This is a genomic window from Aeromonas aquatilis (assembly GCF_054052405.1).
Genome location: NZ_JBSTYP010000075.1, coordinates 1 through 19,588 on the forward strand (window position 1 = coordinate 1; position 19,588 = coordinate 19,588).

Annotated in this window: 17 protein-coding genes; 6 read left to right on the forward strand and 11 right to left on the reverse strand. The window is 57.9% G+C overall.

What is annotated here, in order from left to right; all coding sequences use genetic code 11:
• Positions 1 to 141 precede the first annotated feature (141 nt).
• The 5 genes from ACW5W8_RS21155 to ACW5W8_RS21175 form a co-directional block, all read right to left on the reverse strand.
• Positions 142 to 843: an ABC transporter ATP-binding protein gene (locus tag ACW5W8_RS21155; RefSeq protein WP_287867538.1), complete on the reverse strand. Its 702-nt coding sequence runs from the start codon at positions 841 to 843 to the stop codon at positions 142 to 144.
• A 10-nt stretch (positions 844 to 853) separates the two neighbouring features.
• Complete coding sequence (gene livG / locus ACW5W8_RS21160) at positions 854 to 1,627, reverse strand: high-affinity branched-chain amino acid ABC transporter ATP-binding protein LivG (protein ID WP_498630200.1); 774 nt, start codon at positions 1,625 to 1,627, stop codon at positions 854 to 856.
• A gap of 100 nt (positions 1,628 to 1,727) precedes the next feature.
• Positions 1,728 to 2,996, reverse strand: a complete 1,269-nt coding sequence (locus ACW5W8_RS21165) for a high-affinity branched-chain amino acid ABC transporter permease LivM (RefSeq protein ID WP_498630202.1) — start codon at positions 2,994 to 2,996, stop codon at positions 1,728 to 1,730.
• On the reverse strand, positions 2,996 to 3,922 hold the full coding sequence (gene livH / locus ACW5W8_RS21170; RefSeq protein WP_498630204.1) for a high-affinity branched-chain amino acid ABC transporter permease LivH: 927 nt from the start codon (positions 3,920 to 3,922) through the stop codon (positions 2,996 to 2,998). Before livH ends, ACW5W8_RS21165 begins: the two co-directional genes overlap by 1 nt.
• A gap of 66 nt (positions 3,923 to 3,988) precedes the next feature.
• On the reverse strand, positions 3,989 to 5,110 hold the full coding sequence (locus ACW5W8_RS21175; RefSeq protein ID WP_005339442.1) for a branched-chain amino acid ABC transporter substrate-binding protein: 1,122 nt from the start codon (positions 5,108 to 5,110) through the stop codon (positions 3,989 to 3,991).
• Positions 5,111 to 5,544: 434 nt separating this feature from the next.
• Between ACW5W8_RS21175 and ACW5W8_RS21180 the strand changes: the two genes are divergently transcribed.
• Entirely contained in the window at positions 5,545 to 6,549 is a 1,005-nt protein-coding gene (locus tag ACW5W8_RS21180) for a substrate-binding domain-containing protein (RefSeq protein WP_005355925.1), read from the forward strand.
• 65 nt (positions 6,550 to 6,614) lie between these two features.
• On the opposite strand, the gene ACW5W8_RS21185 is transcribed toward ACW5W8_RS21180, so the two are convergent.
• Positions 6,615 to 7,940 (reverse strand): 6-phospho-alpha-glucosidase, encoded by a 1,326-nt coding sequence (locus tag ACW5W8_RS21185; RefSeq protein ID WP_498630206.1) that lies wholly within the window; start codon positions 7,938 to 7,940, stop codon positions 6,615 to 6,617.
• Entirely contained in the window at positions 7,937 to 9,526 is a 1,590-nt protein-coding gene (locus ACW5W8_RS21190; RefSeq protein WP_498630221.1) for an alpha-glucoside-specific PTS transporter subunit IIBC, read from the reverse strand. The genes ACW5W8_RS21185 and ACW5W8_RS21190 overlap by 4 nt, the downstream gene beginning before the upstream one ends.
• A gap of 282 nt (positions 9,527 to 9,808) precedes the next feature.
• Between ACW5W8_RS21190 and ACW5W8_RS21195 the strand changes: the two genes are divergently transcribed.
• The 3 genes from ACW5W8_RS21195 (at position 9,809) to ACW5W8_RS21205 (ending at position 12,887) form a co-directional block, all read left to right on the forward strand.
• Complete coding sequence (locus ACW5W8_RS21195; protein WP_498630208.1) at positions 9,809 to 10,516, forward strand: GntR family transcriptional regulator; 708 nt, start codon at positions 9,809 to 9,811, stop codon at positions 10,514 to 10,516.
• A gap of 156 nt (positions 10,517 to 10,672) precedes the next feature.
• Entirely contained in the window at positions 10,673 to 11,890 is a 1,218-nt protein-coding gene (locus tag ACW5W8_RS21200; RefSeq protein ID WP_498630209.1) for a 4Fe-4S binding protein, read from the forward strand.
• Positions 11,891 to 12,380: 490 nt separating this feature from the next.
• Positions 12,381 to 12,887 carry a P-loop nucleotide/nucleoside kinase family protein gene (locus tag ACW5W8_RS21205; protein ID WP_498630211.1) on the forward strand — a complete coding sequence of 169 codons (507 nt, stop codon included), beginning with the start codon at positions 12,381 to 12,383 and terminating at the stop codon, positions 12,885 to 12,887.
• Positions 12,888 to 13,362: 475 nt separating this feature from the next.
• On the opposite strand, the gene ACW5W8_RS21210 is transcribed toward ACW5W8_RS21205, so the two are convergent.
• From ACW5W8_RS21210 to glyQ, 4 genes are all read right to left on the reverse strand, one after another.
• Positions 13,363 to 13,983 carry a hypothetical protein gene (locus ACW5W8_RS21210; RefSeq protein ID WP_498630213.1) on the reverse strand — a complete coding sequence of 207 codons (621 nt, stop codon included), beginning with the start codon at positions 13,981 to 13,983 and terminating at the stop codon, positions 13,363 to 13,365.
• A 134-nt stretch (positions 13,984 to 14,117) separates the two neighbouring features.
• Entirely contained in the window at positions 14,118 to 14,753 is a 636-nt protein-coding gene (locus ACW5W8_RS21215) for a hypothetical protein (protein WP_498630215.1), read from the reverse strand.
• A gap of 107 nt (positions 14,754 to 14,860) precedes the next feature.
• Complete coding sequence (gene glyS / locus ACW5W8_RS21220) at positions 14,861 to 16,930, reverse strand: glycine--tRNA ligase subunit beta (RefSeq protein ID WP_498630216.1); 2,070 nt, start codon at positions 16,928 to 16,930, stop codon at positions 14,861 to 14,863.
• Between the two features lie 9 nt (positions 16,931 to 16,939).
• Complete coding sequence (gene glyQ, locus ACW5W8_RS21225; RefSeq protein ID WP_010672400.1) at positions 16,940 to 17,869, reverse strand: glycine--tRNA ligase subunit alpha; 930 nt, start codon at positions 17,867 to 17,869, stop codon at positions 16,940 to 16,942.
• Positions 17,870 to 18,091: 222 nt separating this feature from the next.
• Here glyQ and ACW5W8_RS21230 point away from each other — a divergent pair, with 222 nt between their 5' ends.
• On the forward strand, positions 18,092 to 18,664 hold the full coding sequence (locus ACW5W8_RS21230) for a DNA-3-methyladenine glycosylase I (protein ID WP_498630218.1): 573 nt from the start codon (positions 18,092 to 18,094) through the stop codon (positions 18,662 to 18,664).
• 129 nt (positions 18,665 to 18,793) lie between these two features.
• Positions 18,794 to 19,450: an OmpA family lipoprotein gene (locus ACW5W8_RS21235; protein ID WP_005339468.1), complete on the forward strand. Its 657-nt coding sequence runs from the start codon at positions 18,794 to 18,796 to the stop codon at positions 19,448 to 19,450.
• Positions 19,451 to 19,588 lie beyond the last annotated feature (138 nt).

The following is a 19,588-nucleotide window of genomic DNA, read 5'->3' on the forward strand; positions in this document are numbered from 1 at the left end:
TGGAGCGTTACGGGAGGGGCGTGAATATCAAAGCATGTTTGCATGAGGCGCTGGGGCACCCCATGCAACACGTAATTGGGACATAGCCAAAGATAAGGGAGCCTGCGGCTCCCTTGGCGATATGGCATGCGGGTCAGTGGGTTAACCGCCCAGATAGGCCTGCCGCACTGCCGGGTTGGCCAGCAGGGCGGCGCCCGTGTCTTGCAGCACCACGTGGCCGTTCTCCAGCACATAGCCGCGGTCGGCCAGCTTGAGCGCCTGGTTGGCGTTCTGCTCCACCAGAAAGATGGTCATCCCCTTCTGGCGCAACTGCTCTATGGTGTCGAAGATCTGCTGGATGACGATGGGGGCCAGCCCCAGCGAGGGTTCATCCAGCAGCAGCAGGCGCGGCTTGCTCATCAGGGCGCGGCCAATGGCCAGCATCTGCTGCTCGCCGCCGGACATGGTGCCAGCGCGCTGCTCCAGCCGCTCGTGCAGGCGCGGGAACAGGGTGAATACCTGATCCAGCAGGCCATGCTGCTCTGCCTTGTCAACGAAGAAGGCACCCATCAGCAGGTTCTCCTCCACCGTCAGGCGGGCGAAGATGCGGCGCCCCTCCGGCACCACGGCGATATCCTTGCGCATGATGCGGGCGGTGGTGAGGGCGCTGATCTGTTCCCCCTCAAACCAGATGGAGCCGCTGCTGGGCTTGGGTTCGCCGCAGAGGGTCATCAGCAGGGTGGTTTTGCCAGCGCCGTTGGCACCGATCAGGGTGACGATTTCCCCCTCTTTCACCTCGACGCTGACATCGTGCAGTGCCTGAATTTTGCCGTAGTGGGTCGATACGTTGCGAAGTTCTAACATCTTTTTGTCCTTACGACTCGCCCAGATAGGCCTTGATCACTGCCGGGTTGTTGCGGATCTCATCCGGCTTGCCATGAGCCAGCGGGGTGCCCTGACTGACCACGAAGATACGGTTGGAGATGCCCATCACCAGCTTCATATCGTGTTCGATCAGCAGCACCGAGACCCCGAATTCGTCCCGCAGGCTCATGATGAGCTCGTCCAGCTCGTCGGTCTCCTTCGGGTTGAGGCCGGCGGCCGGTTCATCCAGCATCAGCAGCTCGGGACGGGTCGCCATGCAGCGGGCGATCTCGAGGCGGCGCTGCTGACCGTAGGCCAGGTTGCCGGCGGCGCGGTTGGCGAGATCCTTGAGCCCCACTTTATCCAGCCAGAAGGCGGCCCGCTCCAGCCCCTCCTGCTCCGCCCGGCGGAAGGCCGGGGTCTTGAACAGACCGGCGATAAAGCTGGTGTTGAGGTGCTGGTGCTGGGCAACCAGCAGGTTCTCCACCGCCGTCATCTCCTTGAACAACCGCACATGCTGGAAGGTACGCACAATCCCCTTGCGGGCGATGAGGTGGCCGGGCAGCCCCTGGATCTCCTCACCCTTGTAGCGGATGGTGCCGCCGCTCGGGCAGTAGAAGCCGGTCAGGCAGTTGAAGATGGTGGTCTTGCCCGCGCCGTTGGGGCCGATGATGGAGATCACCTCGCCCTTGTCGATATCCAGCTTGACCCCGTTGACGGCCAGCAACCCTCCGAAGCGCATCGACAGATCAGAAACTTCCAATAACTTCTGAGTGGCACTCATTTTTTCAGCTCCCTATTCAAGGTGGAGCAAGTCACTGCCAGCCATTCAGCCACATAGCGCATCGACAGATCAGAGACATCTATGAACTTCTGATGGGTACTCATTTCTTCAACTCCAGATGCGGACGGGTCATCGGCAGCAATCCCTGTGGCCGCCAGATCATCATGAACACCATCAAGAGGCCGAACATCAGCATGCGGTATTCGTTGAACTCGCGGGCCAGCTCCGGCAGCACCGTCATCACGATGGCAGCCAGCACCACCCCGATTTGCGAGCCCATGCCACCCAGCACCACAATCGCCAGCACGATGGCCGACTCGATAAAGACGAAGGATTCCGGGCTGATAAAGCCCTGCCGCGAGGCAAAGAAGCTGCCTGCGAAACCGGCAAAGGTGGCGCCTATGGTGAAGGCGGTCAGCTTGATGATGGTGGGGTTGAGCCCCAGCGATTTGCAGGCGATCTCGTCTTCCCGCAGCGCTTCCCAGGCGCGGCCCAGTGGCATCCGCAGCAGGCGGTTGATGACAAACAGGGTCACCACCACCAGCACCAGCGCCATCAGGTAGAGGAAGATCACCTTGTGGTTGGCGTTGTAGGTAATGCCGAAGAAGTTGTGGAAGGTATCAAAGCCCCCATCCTTGACGGTGCGGTTGAACTCCAGACCCCCCAGCGTCGGCTTGGGGATGCCGGATATGCCGTTCGGGCCGCCGGTCAGGGTGGTCATGTTGTTGAGCAGGATGCGGATGATCTCGCCAAAACCCAGGGTGACGATGGCCAGATAGTCCCCCCGCAGCCGCAATACCGGGAAACCGAGCAGGAAGCCGAAGGTAGCGGCCATCAGCCCGGCGATGGGCAGGCACTCCCAGAAGCTCAGCCCGAAGTAGGTGTTGAGCAGGGCATAGCTGTAGGCGCCGACCGCATAGAAGCCTACATAGCCGAGATCGAGCAGGCCGGCGAGGCCGACTACCACGTTCAGCCCCAGCCCCAGCATGATGTAAATCAGGGTGAGGGTGGCGAGATCGATGGCGCCGCGAGAAGCCATAAAGGGCCAGCTTACCGCGAACAGCAGCACCAGCACGGCGGTGAGGTTATAGAGCTTGGGCGCCTCTTCCGGGCTCGGCAGCACCAGCTTGGTGAAGCCGACCGAGAAGCCGCTGATGGAGGCCTGAAACAGCTTGGCAATCTGGCCGCGCAGCAGCTGGAACCAGAACACCAGGATGGCGCCGCCCAGCAGCCAGGCCAGCGACACATCGAGGCGGCTCACCACCTGCAGGCTGGCGCCATCGGTCTCCAGCTTGAAGCCGAGCAGCCAGAAGGAGAGCACCAGCAGCACCAGGCTGGCGATACAGGCGTGGATAAATTGATGTCTCATCACACTTTCTCCACTTCCGGACGACCTAGAATGCCAGTCGGCATAAAGAGCAAGACGCCAATCAGCAGGGCAAACGCCATCACATCCTTGTACTCGGTGCTGAGATAGCCAGCGGTGAGCGCTTCCACCACGCCGAGCAGCAGGCCGCCCAGTACGGCGCCCGGAATGCTTCCTATACCGCCCAGTACCGCGGCGGTGAAGGCCTTCAGACCGGCCATAAAGCCGAGGTAGGGATTGATGACGCCGTAATACATGCCGAGCAGCACCCCGGCGACGGCGGCCAGCGCAGCCCCCAGCACGAAGGTGATGGAGATGACCACGTGGGTGTCGATGCCCAGCAGGTTGGCCATCTTGATATCTTCCGAGCAGGCGCGGCAGGCGCGGCCCATGCGGGAGCGGCCGATGAACTGGGTCAGCGCCAGCATGGTGATGAAAGTCACCACGAAAATGATCAGCTGCATATAGGAGAGGCTGGCCTGAAAACCATCCTCGCCGCCCAGGGTCCAGCCACCGGAGATCAGGCTGGGCATGGCGATATCCCGCGAGCCCTGAGCCATTCGCATCATGTTCTGCAAGAAGATCGACATGCCGATGGCGGAGATGAGGGGGATCAGCCGGTTGCCACCGCGCAGTGGCCGGTAGGCGACCCGCTCGATGCTCCAGCCATAGGTGCCGGTGATGACGATACTGACTAGGAAGGCGCCCCCCAGCAGTAGAAAGGTGCTGTCGATGCCCATCATCATGAGCCCCGCCATCACCATGAAAGCGACATAGGAGCCGATCATGTAAACCTCGCCGTGGGCGAAGTTGATCATGCCGATGATGCCATAGACCATGGTGTAGCCAATGGCGATCAACGCATAGGTGCTGCCTATGGTTAATCCGTTCAGCAGTTGCTGAACCAGATAGAGGAGGTGTTCGGACATACTGCGTTCCCTGTACTTGCCCGCAAAGAGAGGAGGGGGTGAGCGTACTCACCCCCGATCGGCAGATTATTTGACTTGGCTGGAAGTACCGTCAGCGTGCCACTGGAACACACCGAATTCGAAGCCTTTCAGGTCACCGTTCGGTGCCCAGGTCAGGGGGCCCATCACGGTATCGATAGGTGCGGCCTTGATGGCGGCGGCAACGGCAGCCGGGTCATCTTCACCCGCTTTGGCGATACCGGCTGCCAGGGTTTGCACCGCGGCATAGGTAGTCCAGACGAACGGGCCGGAGGAGTCCTGACCCTTGGCCTTGAACGCCGCCACCAGCGGGGCGTTGGCAGGCACCAGATCGTATTTGTTCGGCAGGGTCACCAGCAGGCCTTCGGAAGCCGGGCCACCGATGGCGGAGATATCCTTGTTACCCACCCCTTCCGGGCCCATGAACTTGGCTTTCAGCCCCTTCTCGCCAGCCTGACGCAGGATCAGACCCAGCTCCGGGTGATAGCCGCCGTAGTAGACGAAATCGACGTTCTCTTTCTGCAGTTTGGCGATCAGAGCGGAGAAGTCCTTGTCACCGGCGGTGATCCCTTCAAAGGCCACCACTTTCACGCCAGCCTTGTCGAGCGCCGCTTTCACGCTGGAGGCTATGCCTTCACCATACTGCTTCTTGTCGTGGATAACGGCGACGCGCTGGGGTTTGACCTGCTCGATGATGTACTTGGCGGCAGTCGGGCCCTGATCGCTATCCAGGCCGATGGTGCGCAGGGTCAGCTGGTAACCGCGCTCGGTGATCTTGGGGTTGGTAGAGGCGGGGGTGACCATCAGGATCCCCTCGTCTTCATAGATGTCGGAGGCGGGCAGGGTGTTGTCGGAGCAGAGGTGACCGACCACGAACTTGACGCCGTCGTTTACCACCTTGTTGGCAACGGCCACCGCCTGTTTGGGATCGCAGGCATCGTCATAGACGACCGCTTCGATCTGCTTGCCATTGATGCCGCCAGCCTTGTTGATCTGCTCAACCGCCATCTTTCCGCCGGTGAACTGCATGTCCCCGTACTGGGCAACCGGGCCGGTGACCGGGCCTGCGATACCGATCTTGATGGTGTCTGCCGCGTGAGCGATGGAGATCGATCCAAACAGAGCCAAAGAAACCGCTGCGCCAACTGTGATTTTGCTCAACTTATGCATTGATTCGTCCCTTAATCAGTGGATTGTTTCATTTCCGTGTGCCATTCCGGATCTACATCCCGTGCATCCGGCTATAGGTATGGTTCTATCATTCCTCACGGGGCAATAACAAGCTGTTAAAGATACTAACCAGAGGGGGTTTGATGGGCGAATTTTGAAATAAATGACCTGTTATTTTCTGTTAATTAGAGCTTAATTTTGATTTGTGGACTTAACATCTTGGTAACGAGAGGCAATTTTGACAAACGCCAGAGGATTAATCTGGCGATATTTTACTCTGACGGCGCTCCCATTTTGACCAGAATCCATTTGCGCAAACAGAAATGAGCGCCTAAATTAGCCGGCATTGACAATTCCGTGGCAGAGCTCGTTAAAACCAAGCCTTTATTCGGGAAATCTGCTAATGTTCCGCCTTTGACAGTCAGGAGACAGAGATGGCCACTATCAAGGATGTCGCCTCGCGCGCAGGCGTATCCATCTCCACCGTCTCACATGTGCTCAACCACACTCGGCGGGTCAGCGAAGACGCGACCCAGAAAGTGATTGAGGCGGTGGCAGAACTCAACTACGCGCCCAACTCGGTAGCGCGCAGTCTTAAAATAAATTCGACCAAGACCATTGGTATGCTGGTGACCACCAGCGTAAACCCCTTCTTCGCAGAAGTGGTGCAAGGGGTTGAAGCGTACTGCTTCGAACAGGGCTACAGCCTGATCCTCTGCAACACCGAAAACCAGCCGCCTCGCCAACAGCATTACCTGAGAATGCTGATGGAAAAACGGGTGGATGGTCTGCTGGTATTGGGTACCGATATCGACACCCCGTTGCGCGACATGCTGCGCATCCACAAGAACGTGCCGCAGGTGGTACTGGATTGGGGCACGGAGTGCGATTTCGCCAACGTCATCAACGACAACGCCCGCATCGGCGCTCGCATGGCCGTACGCCATCTGCTGGAGCTGGGGCACCGTGACATCGTCTGCATCACGGGTCAGCTCTCCAAGCCGACCACCCAGCAGCGACTGGACGGGGTTCGTGATGCGCTGGGTGAACACGGTCTGACCCTCAAAGATGAACAGGTCTTTGAAGGGGACTACGAGAGCCAGAGCGGCTTCGATGCCATGCAGCGCATCCTGGCCCTGCAGCCTCGTCCGACCGCGGTCTTTGCCTTCGACGATCCCATGGCGATCGGCGCTATTTGCGCTGCCTGGGAAGCGGGAGTCAAGGTGCCGGACGATATCTCCATCATCGGCTACGACGATGTGGAGATGGCGCGCTTCTCCAGCCCGCCGCTGACCACCATCCGTCACCCTAAGGCCGAACTGGGCCAGCTGGCGGTGAAGCATCTGGTCAGCCGGATCCGCAACAAGGAGCTGGAAGTGGAATCGATGACGGTTCAGCCCGAGCTGATTGTCCGTCGCTCGGTCAAACCGCTGCGTTAATCCCGCACCCGTTGCCAACACGAAAAACCCCCTCTGTCACGAGGGGGTTTTTGTTTATGGGCGGTTTATTTCAGTTCCGGCCAGTAGGCTTTGTTGGCCTCTATCAAGTCATCGAGAATGGACTTGGCCACCGATGCACTGGGTACTGTCTTGGAGAGGGTGATGGCTTGCCACAGCTTCTGGTAAGAGTGCTCGACCCAGGCTTCGACTACCAGTTTCTCGACCGCGACCTGCTGACCCATCATGCCCTGTTGGAACAGCGGGATGCTGCCCACTTGCAACGGCTCTGGCCCGCTGCTGCCGACCAGGCAGGGGATCTCGACCATGGCTTCCGGGTCAAAGTTGGGGATGGCGCCGCGATTGGGTACGATCAGCAGCATCCGCTCCTGAGTGTTGAAGGCGATGGCGGTTGCCAGATCCACGATATAGGAGGCGTGTTCATCGATCTCCAGCTCGCCCGCTGCTGAATTACCTGCCTTGACGATGTCGCTACAGGCGGTGAAGACCTGCTTCTCGCGGTGCTCCATCACCTCGTTGGCACGGGTGTGTTCCGGATTGGAGTGGGCTACCACATAGTCCGGGTAGAGGTAGTACTTCAGATAGGTGTTAGGCAGGGTATCCGGGTCGAGCGCCCACACATCCTTTGCCTTGGTGAAGGTATCGTTCCAGCTGGCTTCGGCATGGCTGGTGCTATTGGGCACATAGCCGTGGCGGGCGACGTGCTCCTTGATCTTCGGCATCAGGTCGTTGCCTTCCAGATCCTCGATGCGGGTCCACCAGCCAAAGTGGTTGAGGCCGTAATAGCGTACCCGCATCTCTTTGCGGGATTTGAGACCGGCAATCTGGGCCATGCGCCCCTCGATCCCGATCGGCATGTCGCAGATGTTGAGGATTTTGGCGTTGGGACGCAGACGACGGGTCGCTTCGGCCACAATGGCGGCCGGGTTGGAGTAGTTCAGCATCCAGGCATTGGGTGAGTACTGCTCCATATAGTCGACCAGCTCCAGCACTCCACCGATGGAGCGCATGCCATAGGCGATACCGCCCGGGCCGCAGGTCTCCTGACCGACCACGCCATGACGCAGCGGGATCTTCTCGTCCAGCTCGCGCATCGGATATTTGCCAACCCGGATATGGGCCATGACGAAATCTACATCGCTAAACGCTGCTTTGGGGTCGGTGCCATAGCTGAAGGCGATCTCGGGAGCCTTCTCTTTCAGCAAGATTTTGCAGGCTTCGGCGATGATCTCCTGACGGGCACCATCGTTGTCGTAGAATTTGATCTCCTTGAGCGGGAAGCGATGTTGATTTTCCAGCAACATCAGAACGATACCAGGAGTAAAAGTGCTGCCACCACCGGCAATGACTACAGAGAATTTTTTCATGATCATGACTCCATTACTAAAGACGATTGTTGATGATTGTTGTTCATAATCGATTCCATATTTTCACGTACCTGAGGTACATGCAGACCGATAATTACCTGGATACTATCTCCATGGCGGACGACCCCATGGGCACCCAATTTAATAAACCCCTCATCTGCTGCTGCCAGCTTGCTGTTAACCAGCGATATTCTTAAGCGGGTGGCGCAGTTATTCAGACTACGTATATTTTTGACTCCACCAAGCGCTTCGATAATTTGTGTTGCACTATCACTGCCACGCTGGTTTTTGGCTACCTGATAATCTGACTTGGAATAAAGCTTTATTTCACTGTCTTCCCGGCCCGGTGTTTTAAGATTGAGCCTGATAATCAGTGCGCGGAATATCAGGAACCAGATGCCGGTAAAGACCAATCCGATAGCGATCTGGGTGAACATCATTCCCGCATGGTTGTGGTACATGGGGATCCAGTTCTGCGGCAGGAACTGGTCGAGCAGACCTCCGCCCATGTTGCCGACCACACCAAACAGGTACATCACAGTCGACATGGTGGCTGCCAGCAGGGCGTGGATGGCAAACAGCAACGGCGAGATGAAGAGGAAGGTGAACTCCAGCGGCTCGGTGATACCGACCAGAATGGCGGTCAGGGTGGCCGGGATCAGCAGGCCTGCCACCTTGGCCTTGTTCTCTTTGGCTGCCGTGGCATAGATGGCCAGAGCAATCCCCATGGCACCGAAAATCTTCGAGTTGCCGTGCAGGGCAAAGCCACCCTGAGGGAACTGTTCAATCAGCGGGCGAGTGCTCTGGCTGAACTCCAGCATGTGCTGCGCCCAGTAGAGTTGAATGCCCCCCTCTACTGCCGCTGGGCCGAAGACGAAGGGGCCGTAGATAAAGTGATGCAGGCCGGTCGGGATCAAAATCCGCTCGAGGAAGGTGTATACCCACACCCCGACCGGACCCGAGACCAGCATGAAATTCTGCAGGGAGGCGATGCCCATCTGTACTTTTGGCCAGCCAAGCAGGGTCAGCCAGGCGCAGGGGATCATCACGAAGAAGGCGACAATGGTGACAAAGGAGCTGCCCTGAAAGATGCCGAGAAAGACCGGTAGTTGGCGATCAAACAGGCGGTTGTGCAGTGCCGTCACGATGCCGGAGATGACGATGGCCCCTATGATGCTGGTATCCAGGGTCTTGATCCCCGCCACCATGGCGAGGCCACTTTCACCCCCCACATCCTGACTGAAGTCGACCCCGAAATAACTGCCCCAGGTCATGCCCATGGCGTTGATAAAATAGTTCCAGGTCATGAAACTGACCAATACAGCCAGACAAGCTCTGGCTTGAGCCTTATTTGCCAGACCGATTGGCAGGCCAATCGCAAATATGAGCGGCATATTTCTGAATACTGTCCAGCCACCCTCTTCAATAATATGAATGATCTGGAAAAATAATCCTTGTGGGTTTGCCAGTGATTCACCGACAAACATCGGGTTTTTCAGCATAATTGCAATGCCTACTACCATACCTGCAAAAGGAAAAAGCAGTACAGGAGTGAACATTGCTCCGCCAAAACGTTGAATTTGACTGAGCATATATTGTCCCTTGGTTGAAATAGCTAATCGAATCCTTGCCGGTGTTGCCAGATGCAAATTAGCAATGATAAAAAGAGACCTCATGAAATATCTTGGAATAATGTGATCTGACGCATGCAGTTATTTAGACAAAGATGTCTAACTTTTGCGATATTGTTGTACCTCTTGGTTTCGTGATGTTCTTGCAGCTTTAGTTGAAAGTTAAGTTATTGTTTTTAAGCAATTTAGCCACTTGATTAAGAATAAGATGGTTGGCGTTGTGACCACAGGAGATGTCTAGTAGTGATCTATAAATCGGTGGCTGATCGACTCAGGATCAGGGTAAACGGTGCCGAGTGCCGGGTGGGAGATGTGTTGCCGGGCGAAAAAGCGCTGGCAGAACAGTATGGCGTCTCCCGCATGACCATTCGCAAAGCGGTAGACATGTTGATCGAGTGGGGACTGGTCGAGCGGCGCCACGGCAGCGGTACCTATGTGACGAAAAAGGATGTCCAGCATGAGACGAAAGGGCTGAGCGGGTTTACCGAACTGATGCGCGAGCAGGGGCGCACTTTGACCAGCCAGGTGTTGGAATTTCGCACCATGCCAGCGCCACCAGCCATCGCCAGTCAGCTGAGGGTGAAGGTGAATGAATCCGTCTATTACTCCAGCCGGATCCGCTCGGTGGATGGTCGGGCTCTGCTGCTGGAAGAGAGCTACATGCCGGTCAGACTGTTTCGTAATCTGTCGGTCGCCCATCTGGAAGGGTCCAAATTCGACTACATCGAACGGGAGTGCGGCATCGCGATTGCGGGTAACTATGAGTGCTTCAGTGCCGTGCTGGCGGATCGGGTTACTGCCGAGTTGCTCCATATCGAGCAGGGGGCCCCTATCCTGCGGCTCACCTCGCTCTCATACAGCGAGAGCGGAGAGTTCCTCAACTACTCCATCATGTTCCGTAATGCCAACGACTATCACGTTGACTACCACCTCCACCGTGCCCGCGGCTAGCGCCTAGCTGGTGAGGCGGCGTGTCGTTGAAAGAGGGGAGAGCCTGCGAGGGAGGCATTGGCCATAACTCTTCCCTCGGCCCATGCAGATCAAAATAATCAACTCAAATGTTAGTTATCCTTGTTGCCGGATCCGGATGTAGGCAGTGGGGGATGCATGAGCGTGATTGAAGCGATAACCATGGTGGCCGGTATGGTCTATCTGGTGTTGTTGGCGTGGCAGGTGCGCACCGGCTGGCCGGGACGTCTTGCGCTCGGTCTGCTGGGACTAGTCTGGTTGCTGGCGGCGGACAGCCTGCTCTGGCTCGCACTGGGGACGGTCACCGCCGTGCTTGCCTTCCGGCATCAGAGGCGGCCGCTGCCCGTGTTCGGGGCGATCGACAGTCAGCAGTTGCGGGCAGGCACTCGCCATCTGCTGCTGCTCTGCTGGGGGCTGGTCACAGTGCAATACAGCCTGCATATCTGGCAGTTGGGACAGGGGATGAGCCCCTGGCTGGTGCGCCCGGACGTGGTGGATGCCTTCCTGCCCATCGCCGGTGGCCTCGGGCTGCGGGCCTGGTTCGCGCAGGGGCTGGTGGATCCCCACCATCCGGCGGCCACCGTCACCGTACTGGTGCTCTCCTTGTCGGCCCTGCTGCTGGGGCGGGCGTTCTGTGCCTGGTTCTGTCCGCTCGGGCTGGTGGGGGAATGGCTGCATGGCCTGCGCCACCGGTTGCTGCCGGGGGAGTGGAGCCCACCGCGCTGGCTGGATCTTGCCCTGCGCACCCAGAAGTTTCTGGTGCTCGGCTTTCTGCTCTTCATCATCCTGCTGGCGGTGCCGGCTGCTGCCCTGCCCGGCTACTTCACCAGCCCCTACCATCAGGCGGCGGATATGAAGATGGGAGCCTTCTTCTTCAACCTGACCCTGGTCTCGGGTCTGTGCCTCGGCTGGGTGTTGCTGCTTACCGCGACCTTTCGTCAGGGATTCTGCCGCTACCTCTGCCCTTATGGCGTCTGGCTCGCCCTACTGGGGCTACTGACGCCGCTGCGCATTCGCCGTGACCCGGCCCGCTGCCTGCGAAGCCTGGGTCATGACTGCGACAAGTGCAGCCGGGCCTGCCCGTCGCGTATCCAGGTGCACCAGCTCATCGCGGTGCGCAGCCTGGAGTGCACCAGCTGCCTGAGCTGCGTGGCCGCCTGCCCCAAGCGGGTCGAGGCCCTGCACCTTGGCAGCAAGATGCTCCGGCTCGCACCGAGCCGTTTGCTGGGGCTGCTCTGCCTGGTGCTGCTGGTGCTGCCGTTGCTCGCGTATGGCCTGCTGGAGATCTGGGTCAGCCAGACGCCGCTGGCGATACGGGCTCACCTGCTGCAACTGTTGCCACAGCTGACCCATTAACCGGGAAAGGTGACAGTGTGACCATGGCGCAGGGTCACAGGGTATGCACATGGACACCCTCGGGTGTCCGTTTTCTTATTCGGGCGGGAGTAGGCTGAGGGGGTCTGTGCAGGCCGATTTGCTTACAGGCTGGCGAAATCCACCTCGGGCAGGGTTTCGAAGCCGGAGCCATGATGGATTCGGCAATGACCAATCAGTACCAAGTTGCATAATCCGCAGACCTGTAGGTTCGATTAGCGCAGCGTAATCGGACGAACGAGAGGCTTTGGTTACGGTTGTTGCCGTGCAGCAGGGGCGGCCAGCCAGCCGGAGGAAATTCGGCTGGCCGTGATGGCAGGAGAATCCATTTACGCGAACGTCCGATTACGCCTGACGGCTAATCGAACCTGCGAGCGGGTGTATCGGCGGCGGTGACACGCAAGACGCTGTGGAGATGGTGGCAATCCGATACCATGCGACTCAGGTTCTTCGTTCACGACAGGAATAGCACATGCTGATCATCTTCAGTGGTTTGCCGGGCAGCGGGAAAAGCACCATAGCACTGGCTCTGGCCCAGCGGCTGGGCGCCGTCTATCTGCGCATTGACACCATAGAGCAGGCCATTCGTGATGCTGAACGGACGGCTGAAGAGATGGGGCCGGCCGGTTATTTCGTCGCTTATGGGCTGGCCAGAGCAAACCTGAAACTCGGCTCGACCGTCATCACGGATTCCGTTAACCCCATCCAGCTGACCCGGGATGCTTATCATGACATCGCCCTCTCGGTCGGGGTGCCCTGTCTCGATGTCGAGGTGATCTGCTCCAATCCGAAGCTGCACCGCGAGCGGGTCGAGCACCGGACGGCGGATATCGAGGGGCTGGCATTGCCGGATTGGCAGGCGGTGATCAATCGCGACTATCAACCCTGGGACAGTGAGCGTCTGGTGCTGGATAGCGCCACCCTGTCGGTCACCCAGAGCGTGGAGCGGATCATTGCCGCGTTGGCAAAGGAATCGTAGGTTCGATTAGCGCAGCGTAATCGGACGAACGAGAGGCTTTGATTGTGGTTGCAGCCGTGAAGCGGGGCGGCCAGCCGGAGGGGGAAATTCGGCTGGCCGTTATGGCGGGGGAATCGATTTACGCGAACGTCCGATTACGCCTAGCGGCTAATCGAACCTACGGGTTGCCCCCTTCTCCCCTTGTGGGAGAAGGGGTGGGGATGAGGGGGCGTCATGCCAACCCAAGGTCAATATTGGGCTGCTCGATGTTCGGCACCGACCGGCATGCACCATATCTCACCGCCTTATGTAGGTTCGATTAGCGCAGCGTAATCGGACGAACGAGAGGATTTAGTTGCGCGTGTTGCCGTGCAGCAGGGGCGGCCAGCCAGCCGGAGGGAGGAAATTCGGCTGGCCGTTATGGCGGGATAATCGATTTACGCGAACGTCCGATTACGCCTGACGGCTAATCGAGCCACTCTAAACGTCGGGCACGTTAGCCTGCTAGTTGAGCATGTAGCTCCGGCCGGATCGGTTGAGAGCTGCTGGGCTCGTGCTGTGAGGTGGCCTGAATTGCGGTGGTGAGGCATGCCCTAGTGCGGGGTTCATCGCGTAGCTGGATGGCGGGCAGATGATAGCGCTCACTTAATTGGTTGATCAGATCCAGCGCCTGCAAGCCAAGGTGGGCGAAATACTCTGCTCTCACACGATAAAACTCGGCATATTCCAGCGGGTCGCAGTCATTGCCAAGGCGCGCCAAATGCACCTCGATCAGCTGACGGGAACTGGGTAGTGACAGGATGCCGAACATCAATGGCGAAGGGAAAACAGTATATTGCCCTGCTGGCAGGATGATATCGGGATCTTTGACCGTGCTTTGCGGCAATCCCTGGTGATCCGCTAGCATGGGATCTTCGACCAGATCGACACACGCTGCGACCACTTCATCCAGCTTGATGACTAGCTTGATGGCAAGTTGTTCGGCATCAAGTCGGCGCTGGATTTTGGCAGCCAGCGCCTCTCTAAACCAGGTGAGCATAAATGAAATGGTTTGTGGCAAAGCAGCTACAACGCCCCCAAGCACCACATATCCCGCACTACTCTGAATAAATTCCATTTTTTTCATCCTTATTTTAAATAATTTATAACAAATCATATGCCACTAACCACCATATTCCACGGGTCATTTAGCGTCAAATAACGAATGAAAGTTTTAATTTATTTAATTACCAACCTAGCGGCATTATGGTTTTAGTTGATTGATTGGTCAAAAAGAAATGGGAACTCTTTCGCACAGAAGTAGCGCATCATTTCATATATAAAAAAGTCATCTTTAGTCGTGGAAGAGTGAGATGCCAAGCATAGAAAAATATTCATGCCTTTATACTTTGAATAAATCAACCATTCACCCGTAAGGTTGTTCTTGTTGGCTCTGTTTTTATAGCCTTCAATGACAAACTCATGTGAGAATCGATCTTGCCATCCATGCTTTGATGGATTTATTTCCTCTTCTGCAATTATCTTTTTGCAAAGGGCATCAAGTTTTTTGCTGTTTTCGAAATTCAGCCCCCATTCATTTATTATATTTTTCATGATAAATGCAGGGGTTATAAAATGGGATTTATAAAACCCTTGCAATGGAGGATGTTTGAATTTGTTTTCTACGACATGTCGATGCTTTACACCGTCAATCGCCTGCATTAAATCAGTAACGGCAAAGGAGCTAAATTTTCTATTTTTTATTGCATCGGTTAACTGTGAGAAAAGTAAGCTGCTTATTCTCGATTCATGTAAACCATAAAATCCAGCATTGTTTTCTAAATATATAGAAACATCATCATTTGTGATTTTGAAGAGGCTCATTAATTCTGAAGATAACTTGACCATATGTGCCTCCATGAATTTTTAATTAATTATATAGATGTGATGGTGCTATATAAAATAAAAACGGCGCCTCGCGGCGCCGTTTTATATATCACTCAACCCAACCTAGATCACTGCAGCAGGGAGATATCCGCGACTTGCAGGAACAGGTTGCGCAGGTTGTTCAGCAGTGCCAGACGGTTGGCCTTGAGGGCTTCGTCGTCGGCCATCACCATCACCTCGTTGAAGAAGGTGTCGACCGGCTCGCGCAGGGCGGCCAGACGGGTGAGGGCAGCCTGATAGTCACCGGCAGCGAACAGCGGGGCCAGTTCGGCTTGCAGTTCGGCAACCTGGGTAGCCAGCGCCTTCTCGGCGGCATCGACCAGCAGTTCCGGTTTGACGGCAGTCGGCAGTTCGCCTTCGACCTTGGCCAGAATGTTGCTCACGCGCTTGTTGGCGGCAGCCAGTGCCAAGGCGGCATCCAGCGTGCGGAAGTGGCTGACGGCCTTGACGCGACGATCGAAGTCGAGCGGACGGGTCGGGCGGCGGGCCAGTACGGCCAGCACCACGTCGGCACCGATGCCTTCGTCCTGATAGGCGGCGCGGAAGCGGCCCAGCATAAAGTCGACCACGTCGGTGACGACGGTTTTGTTGGTCAGCTTGTCGCCGTAGACGCGTACCGCTTCTTCAACCAGTTCAACCAGATCCAGATCCAGCTGCTTCTCGGTCATGATGCGCAGGGCACCGATGGCGGCGCGACGCAGGGCGAACGGGTCCTTGTCACCCTTCGGCAGCATGCCGATGCCGAAGATACCGGCCAGGGTGTCGAACTTGTCGGCCAGCGCGACGGCGCAGGCAACCAGACCGGACGGCAGGGCATCACCGGCAAAGCGCGGCATGTACTGCTCGTTGAGGGCCACAGCCACCGCTTCGTCTTCGCCATCGTGACGGGCGTAGTGCATCCCCATGACACCCTGGGTGTCAGTGAACTCGCCGACCATGTTGGTCATCAGATCACACTTGGAGAGCAGACCGGCACGCTTGGCCTGAGCCACATCGGCACCGATACGCTCGGCGATAAAGCCGGCGACGGTCTCGATGCGCTCGACCTTGGCCTTGACGGTGCCCAGCTGTTGCTGGAACAGCACGGTTTCAAGGCGCGGCAGGCGGGAGGCCAGGGTCTGCTTGAGGTCGGTCTTGAAGAAGAACTCGGCGTCAGAGAGACGGGGGCGCACCACCTTCTCGTTGCCGCTGATGATCTGGCTCGGGTCTTTGGACTCGATGTTGGTGACGAAGATGAACTTCGGCAGCAGCTTGCCGTTCTTGTCGTAGACCGGGAAGTACTTCTGGTCACCCTTCATGGTGTGAACCAGCGCCTCAGCCGGAACGGCCAGGAACTTCTCTTCGAAGTTGGCGGTCAGCACTACCGGCCACTCGACCAGCGCGGTGACTTCTTCCAGCAGGGCGTCGTCCAGATCGGCCACGCCACCAAAGGCGGCAGCGGCCGCTTCGGCGTCAGCCTTGATCTTGGCCTTGCGCGCCATAAAGTCGGCAATCACCATGCCGCGCTCCTGCAGGATCTGCGGGTACTGGCTGGCGTTGTCGATGGTGAACTCGCTCTCGCCCATAAAGCGGTGACCGCGCAGGGTGCGGGCAGAGTCGATACCCAGAATGTGAGCGGGCACCAGCTCGCCATCCAGCAGCAGGGTCACGGTGAAGACCGGACGCACGAACTGGATGGTCTTGTCGCCCCAGCGCATCATCTTCGGGATCGGCAGTTTGGCCAGCGCCTGGCTAACCAGTTCGCCCAGCAGATCTTTGGCCGGACGGCCTTCGACCTTGGCGATGTGAACCAGCCACTCGCCCTTGTCGGTGACCAGACGCTCGGCCTGCTCAACGGTGATGCCGTTGCCACGGGCCCAGCCTTCGGCGGCCTTGGTCGGCTTGCCTTCGGCATCGAACGCCTGAGACACGGCCGGGCCGCGCTTCTCGACGCTCTTGCTCGGCTGTTCGCCAGCCAGCTCGCTCACCTTTAGCGCCAGACGGCGCGGTGAGGCAAACCACTCGACGTCGCCGAAGGCCAGATCGGCCTTGGTCAGTTCGGCTTTGAAGTTGTCGGCAAAGGCTTCGGCCAGGGAGCGCAGGGCTTTGGGCGGCAGCTCAGCAGTACCGATCTCTACCAGAAATGTATGTTGTGCCATGTCCGTTCCTTAACCTTGCTTGTTCTCGTTGCTGCCACGTTGGCACATCGGGAAGCCCAGCGCTTCGCGGGAGGCGTAGTATGCCTCTGCCACGGCCTTGGTCAGGGTGCGAATGCGCAAGATGTAGCGCTGACGCTCGGTGACCGAGATGGCCTTGCGGGCATCCAGCAGGTTAAAGGAGTGAGCGGCTTTGAGGATGCGCTCGTAGGCAGGCAGCGGCAGCGGTTTTTCCAGTGCCAGCAGATTCTGGGCTTCCTTTTCGTACTGCTCGAAGCAGTGGAACAGGAACTCCACATCGGCGTGCTCGAAGTTGTAGGTGGATTGCTCCACTTCGTTCTGGTGGAACACATCGCCGTAGGTGGTCTTGCCCAGCGGGCCGTCAGACCAGACCAGATCGTAGACGCTGTCCACGCCCTGAATGTACATGGCCAGACGCTCGAGACCGTAGGTGATCTCGCCGGTGACCGGCTTGCACTCGAGGCCGCCAACCTGCTGGAAGTAGGTGAACTGGGTCACTTCCATGCCGTTCAGCCACACTTCCCAACCCAGACCCCAGGCACCCAGAGTCGGGTTTTCCCAGTTGTCTTCCACGAAGCGGATGTCGTGGATCTCAGGATCCATGCCCAGCTCTTTCAGGGAGCCCAGATAGAGTTCCTGAATGTTGTCGGGGGAAGGCTTGATGATCACCTGGAACTGGTAGTAGTGCTGCAGGCGGTTCGGGTTTTCACCGTAGCGGCCGTCGGTCGGACGGCGGGACGGTTGCACGTAAGCGCAGGCGATGGGCTCCGGGCCCAGGGCACGCAGACAGGTCATGGGGTGGGAAGTACCGGCACCCACCTCCATATCCAGCGGCTGAATGATGGTACAGCCCTGGCGGGACCAATAGTCCTGCAGCTGCAGGATCAGGCCCTGAAAGGTTTTGACATCGAATTTTTGCATAATTTTTTTCGCGCGAAGTGAAAATCAGAGCAAGATTTGCTGAATGTGAACCGAGGGAGTATACCGTCTGGCATGGTCGGATAATAGGCGAAATTGCAGCGGATTCGCGGGATGGTGCTGCGCTGTGGCTGGTCGGGCGGGATGTCCGGTATATGATGTGAGCAGTGCCACCTGTAGAGTGTGCAGGGTCGGGCAAACCGCTGAAATAACGAGGGAGAGGAAATGGAACTGCGCTGCGCCTGGGTGACCAAAGACCCGGAATACATTGAATACCATGACAAACAGTGGGGCAGGCAGGTCTATGACGCCCGCGAGCTGTTTGCCAAGCTCTGCCTCGACGGCCAGCAGGCGGGGCTGTCGTGGATCACCATCCTCAAGCGCACCGAGAGCTATTACCGCGCCTATGCCGACTTTGATCCGATGCAGATTGCCCGCTTCGACGAGCAGGATGTGGAGCGATTGATGCAGGACACCGGCATCATCCGCAACCGGCTCAAGGTGCAGTCGATCATCAGAAATGCCCGCGCTTATCTGGCGTTGCAGGAGCAGGGGATCGACTTCGCCGACTACCTGTGGGGCTTCGTGGGCGGCGCCCCCATCGTCAACCAGCGCCGGGGCAACGGCGATATTCCGGCGACCTCGCCGGAGTCGGATGCCATGTCGAAAGCGCTCAAGAAGCTCGGCTTCAACTTCGTTGGCAGCACCATCTGTTATGCCTTCATGCAGGCTGTGGGGATGGTGAACGATCATCTGGTCAGCTGTCCTTGCCACGCCGAGTGTCAGTTACCGCGCTGACAACACGCCGATTGGCCAAAAAAACATCACTCTCGCCATCTGTTCAGGCTTGCGTCAGACAATGGCGTGCCAGCGCGTTACAATCCGGCCCCCGGCATGGTGCCGGATTGTTTTCACAGAGGTTTTTTCATGCGAGCCAAGATCCTGGTGCCTGCTCTGGCACTGACCGTTGCCCTGAGCGGCTGTACCACCAACCCCTACACAGGTGAATCCCAGACCTCCAAAGGTGCCTGGGGCGCGCTGGCTGGCGCCGCTGCCGGTGCGGCCGTAGGTGCGCTCTCCTCCAGCAAGGGTGATCGCAAGAAGGGCATCCTGACCGGCGTTGCTGCTGGCGCGGCCCTGGGTGGCGGTATCGGCTACTACATGGACGTGCAGGAAGCCAAGCTGCGCGAGAAGCTGCAGGGCACCGGCGTCAGCGTTACCCGCAATGGCAATGAGCTGATCCTCAACATGCCGAACAACGTGACCTTCGACAGCTCCAGCTCCCAGCTGAAAGCGGCCGGAGCCAACACCCTCTCCGGCGTCGCCATGGTCGTTGCCGAGTTCGACAAGACCCGCCTGAACGTGGTCGGTCACACCGACAGCACCGGTTCCCGCGACCTGAACATGAAGCTCTCCCGCGATCGTGCCGATGCCGTTGCCGCTCAGCTGATTGGTCAGGGCGTAGCAGGTAGCCGCATCTCCACCACCGGCGTGGGCCCGGATCAGCCGGTTGCTACCAACAGCACCGCCGCTGGCAAAGCCCAGAACCGCCGCGTGACCATTACCCTGACCCCGACCGCCTAAGTCGTTCAGGTCTCGGTAACGAAAAGACCCCGCCAGTAATGGCGGGGCCTTTCTATTGGCTATGTCCCAATTACGTGTTGAAAGGCTAAGCTTGAAGTAGGCCATCACCTTGAGGTCTACCATCATGGATACCCCAGC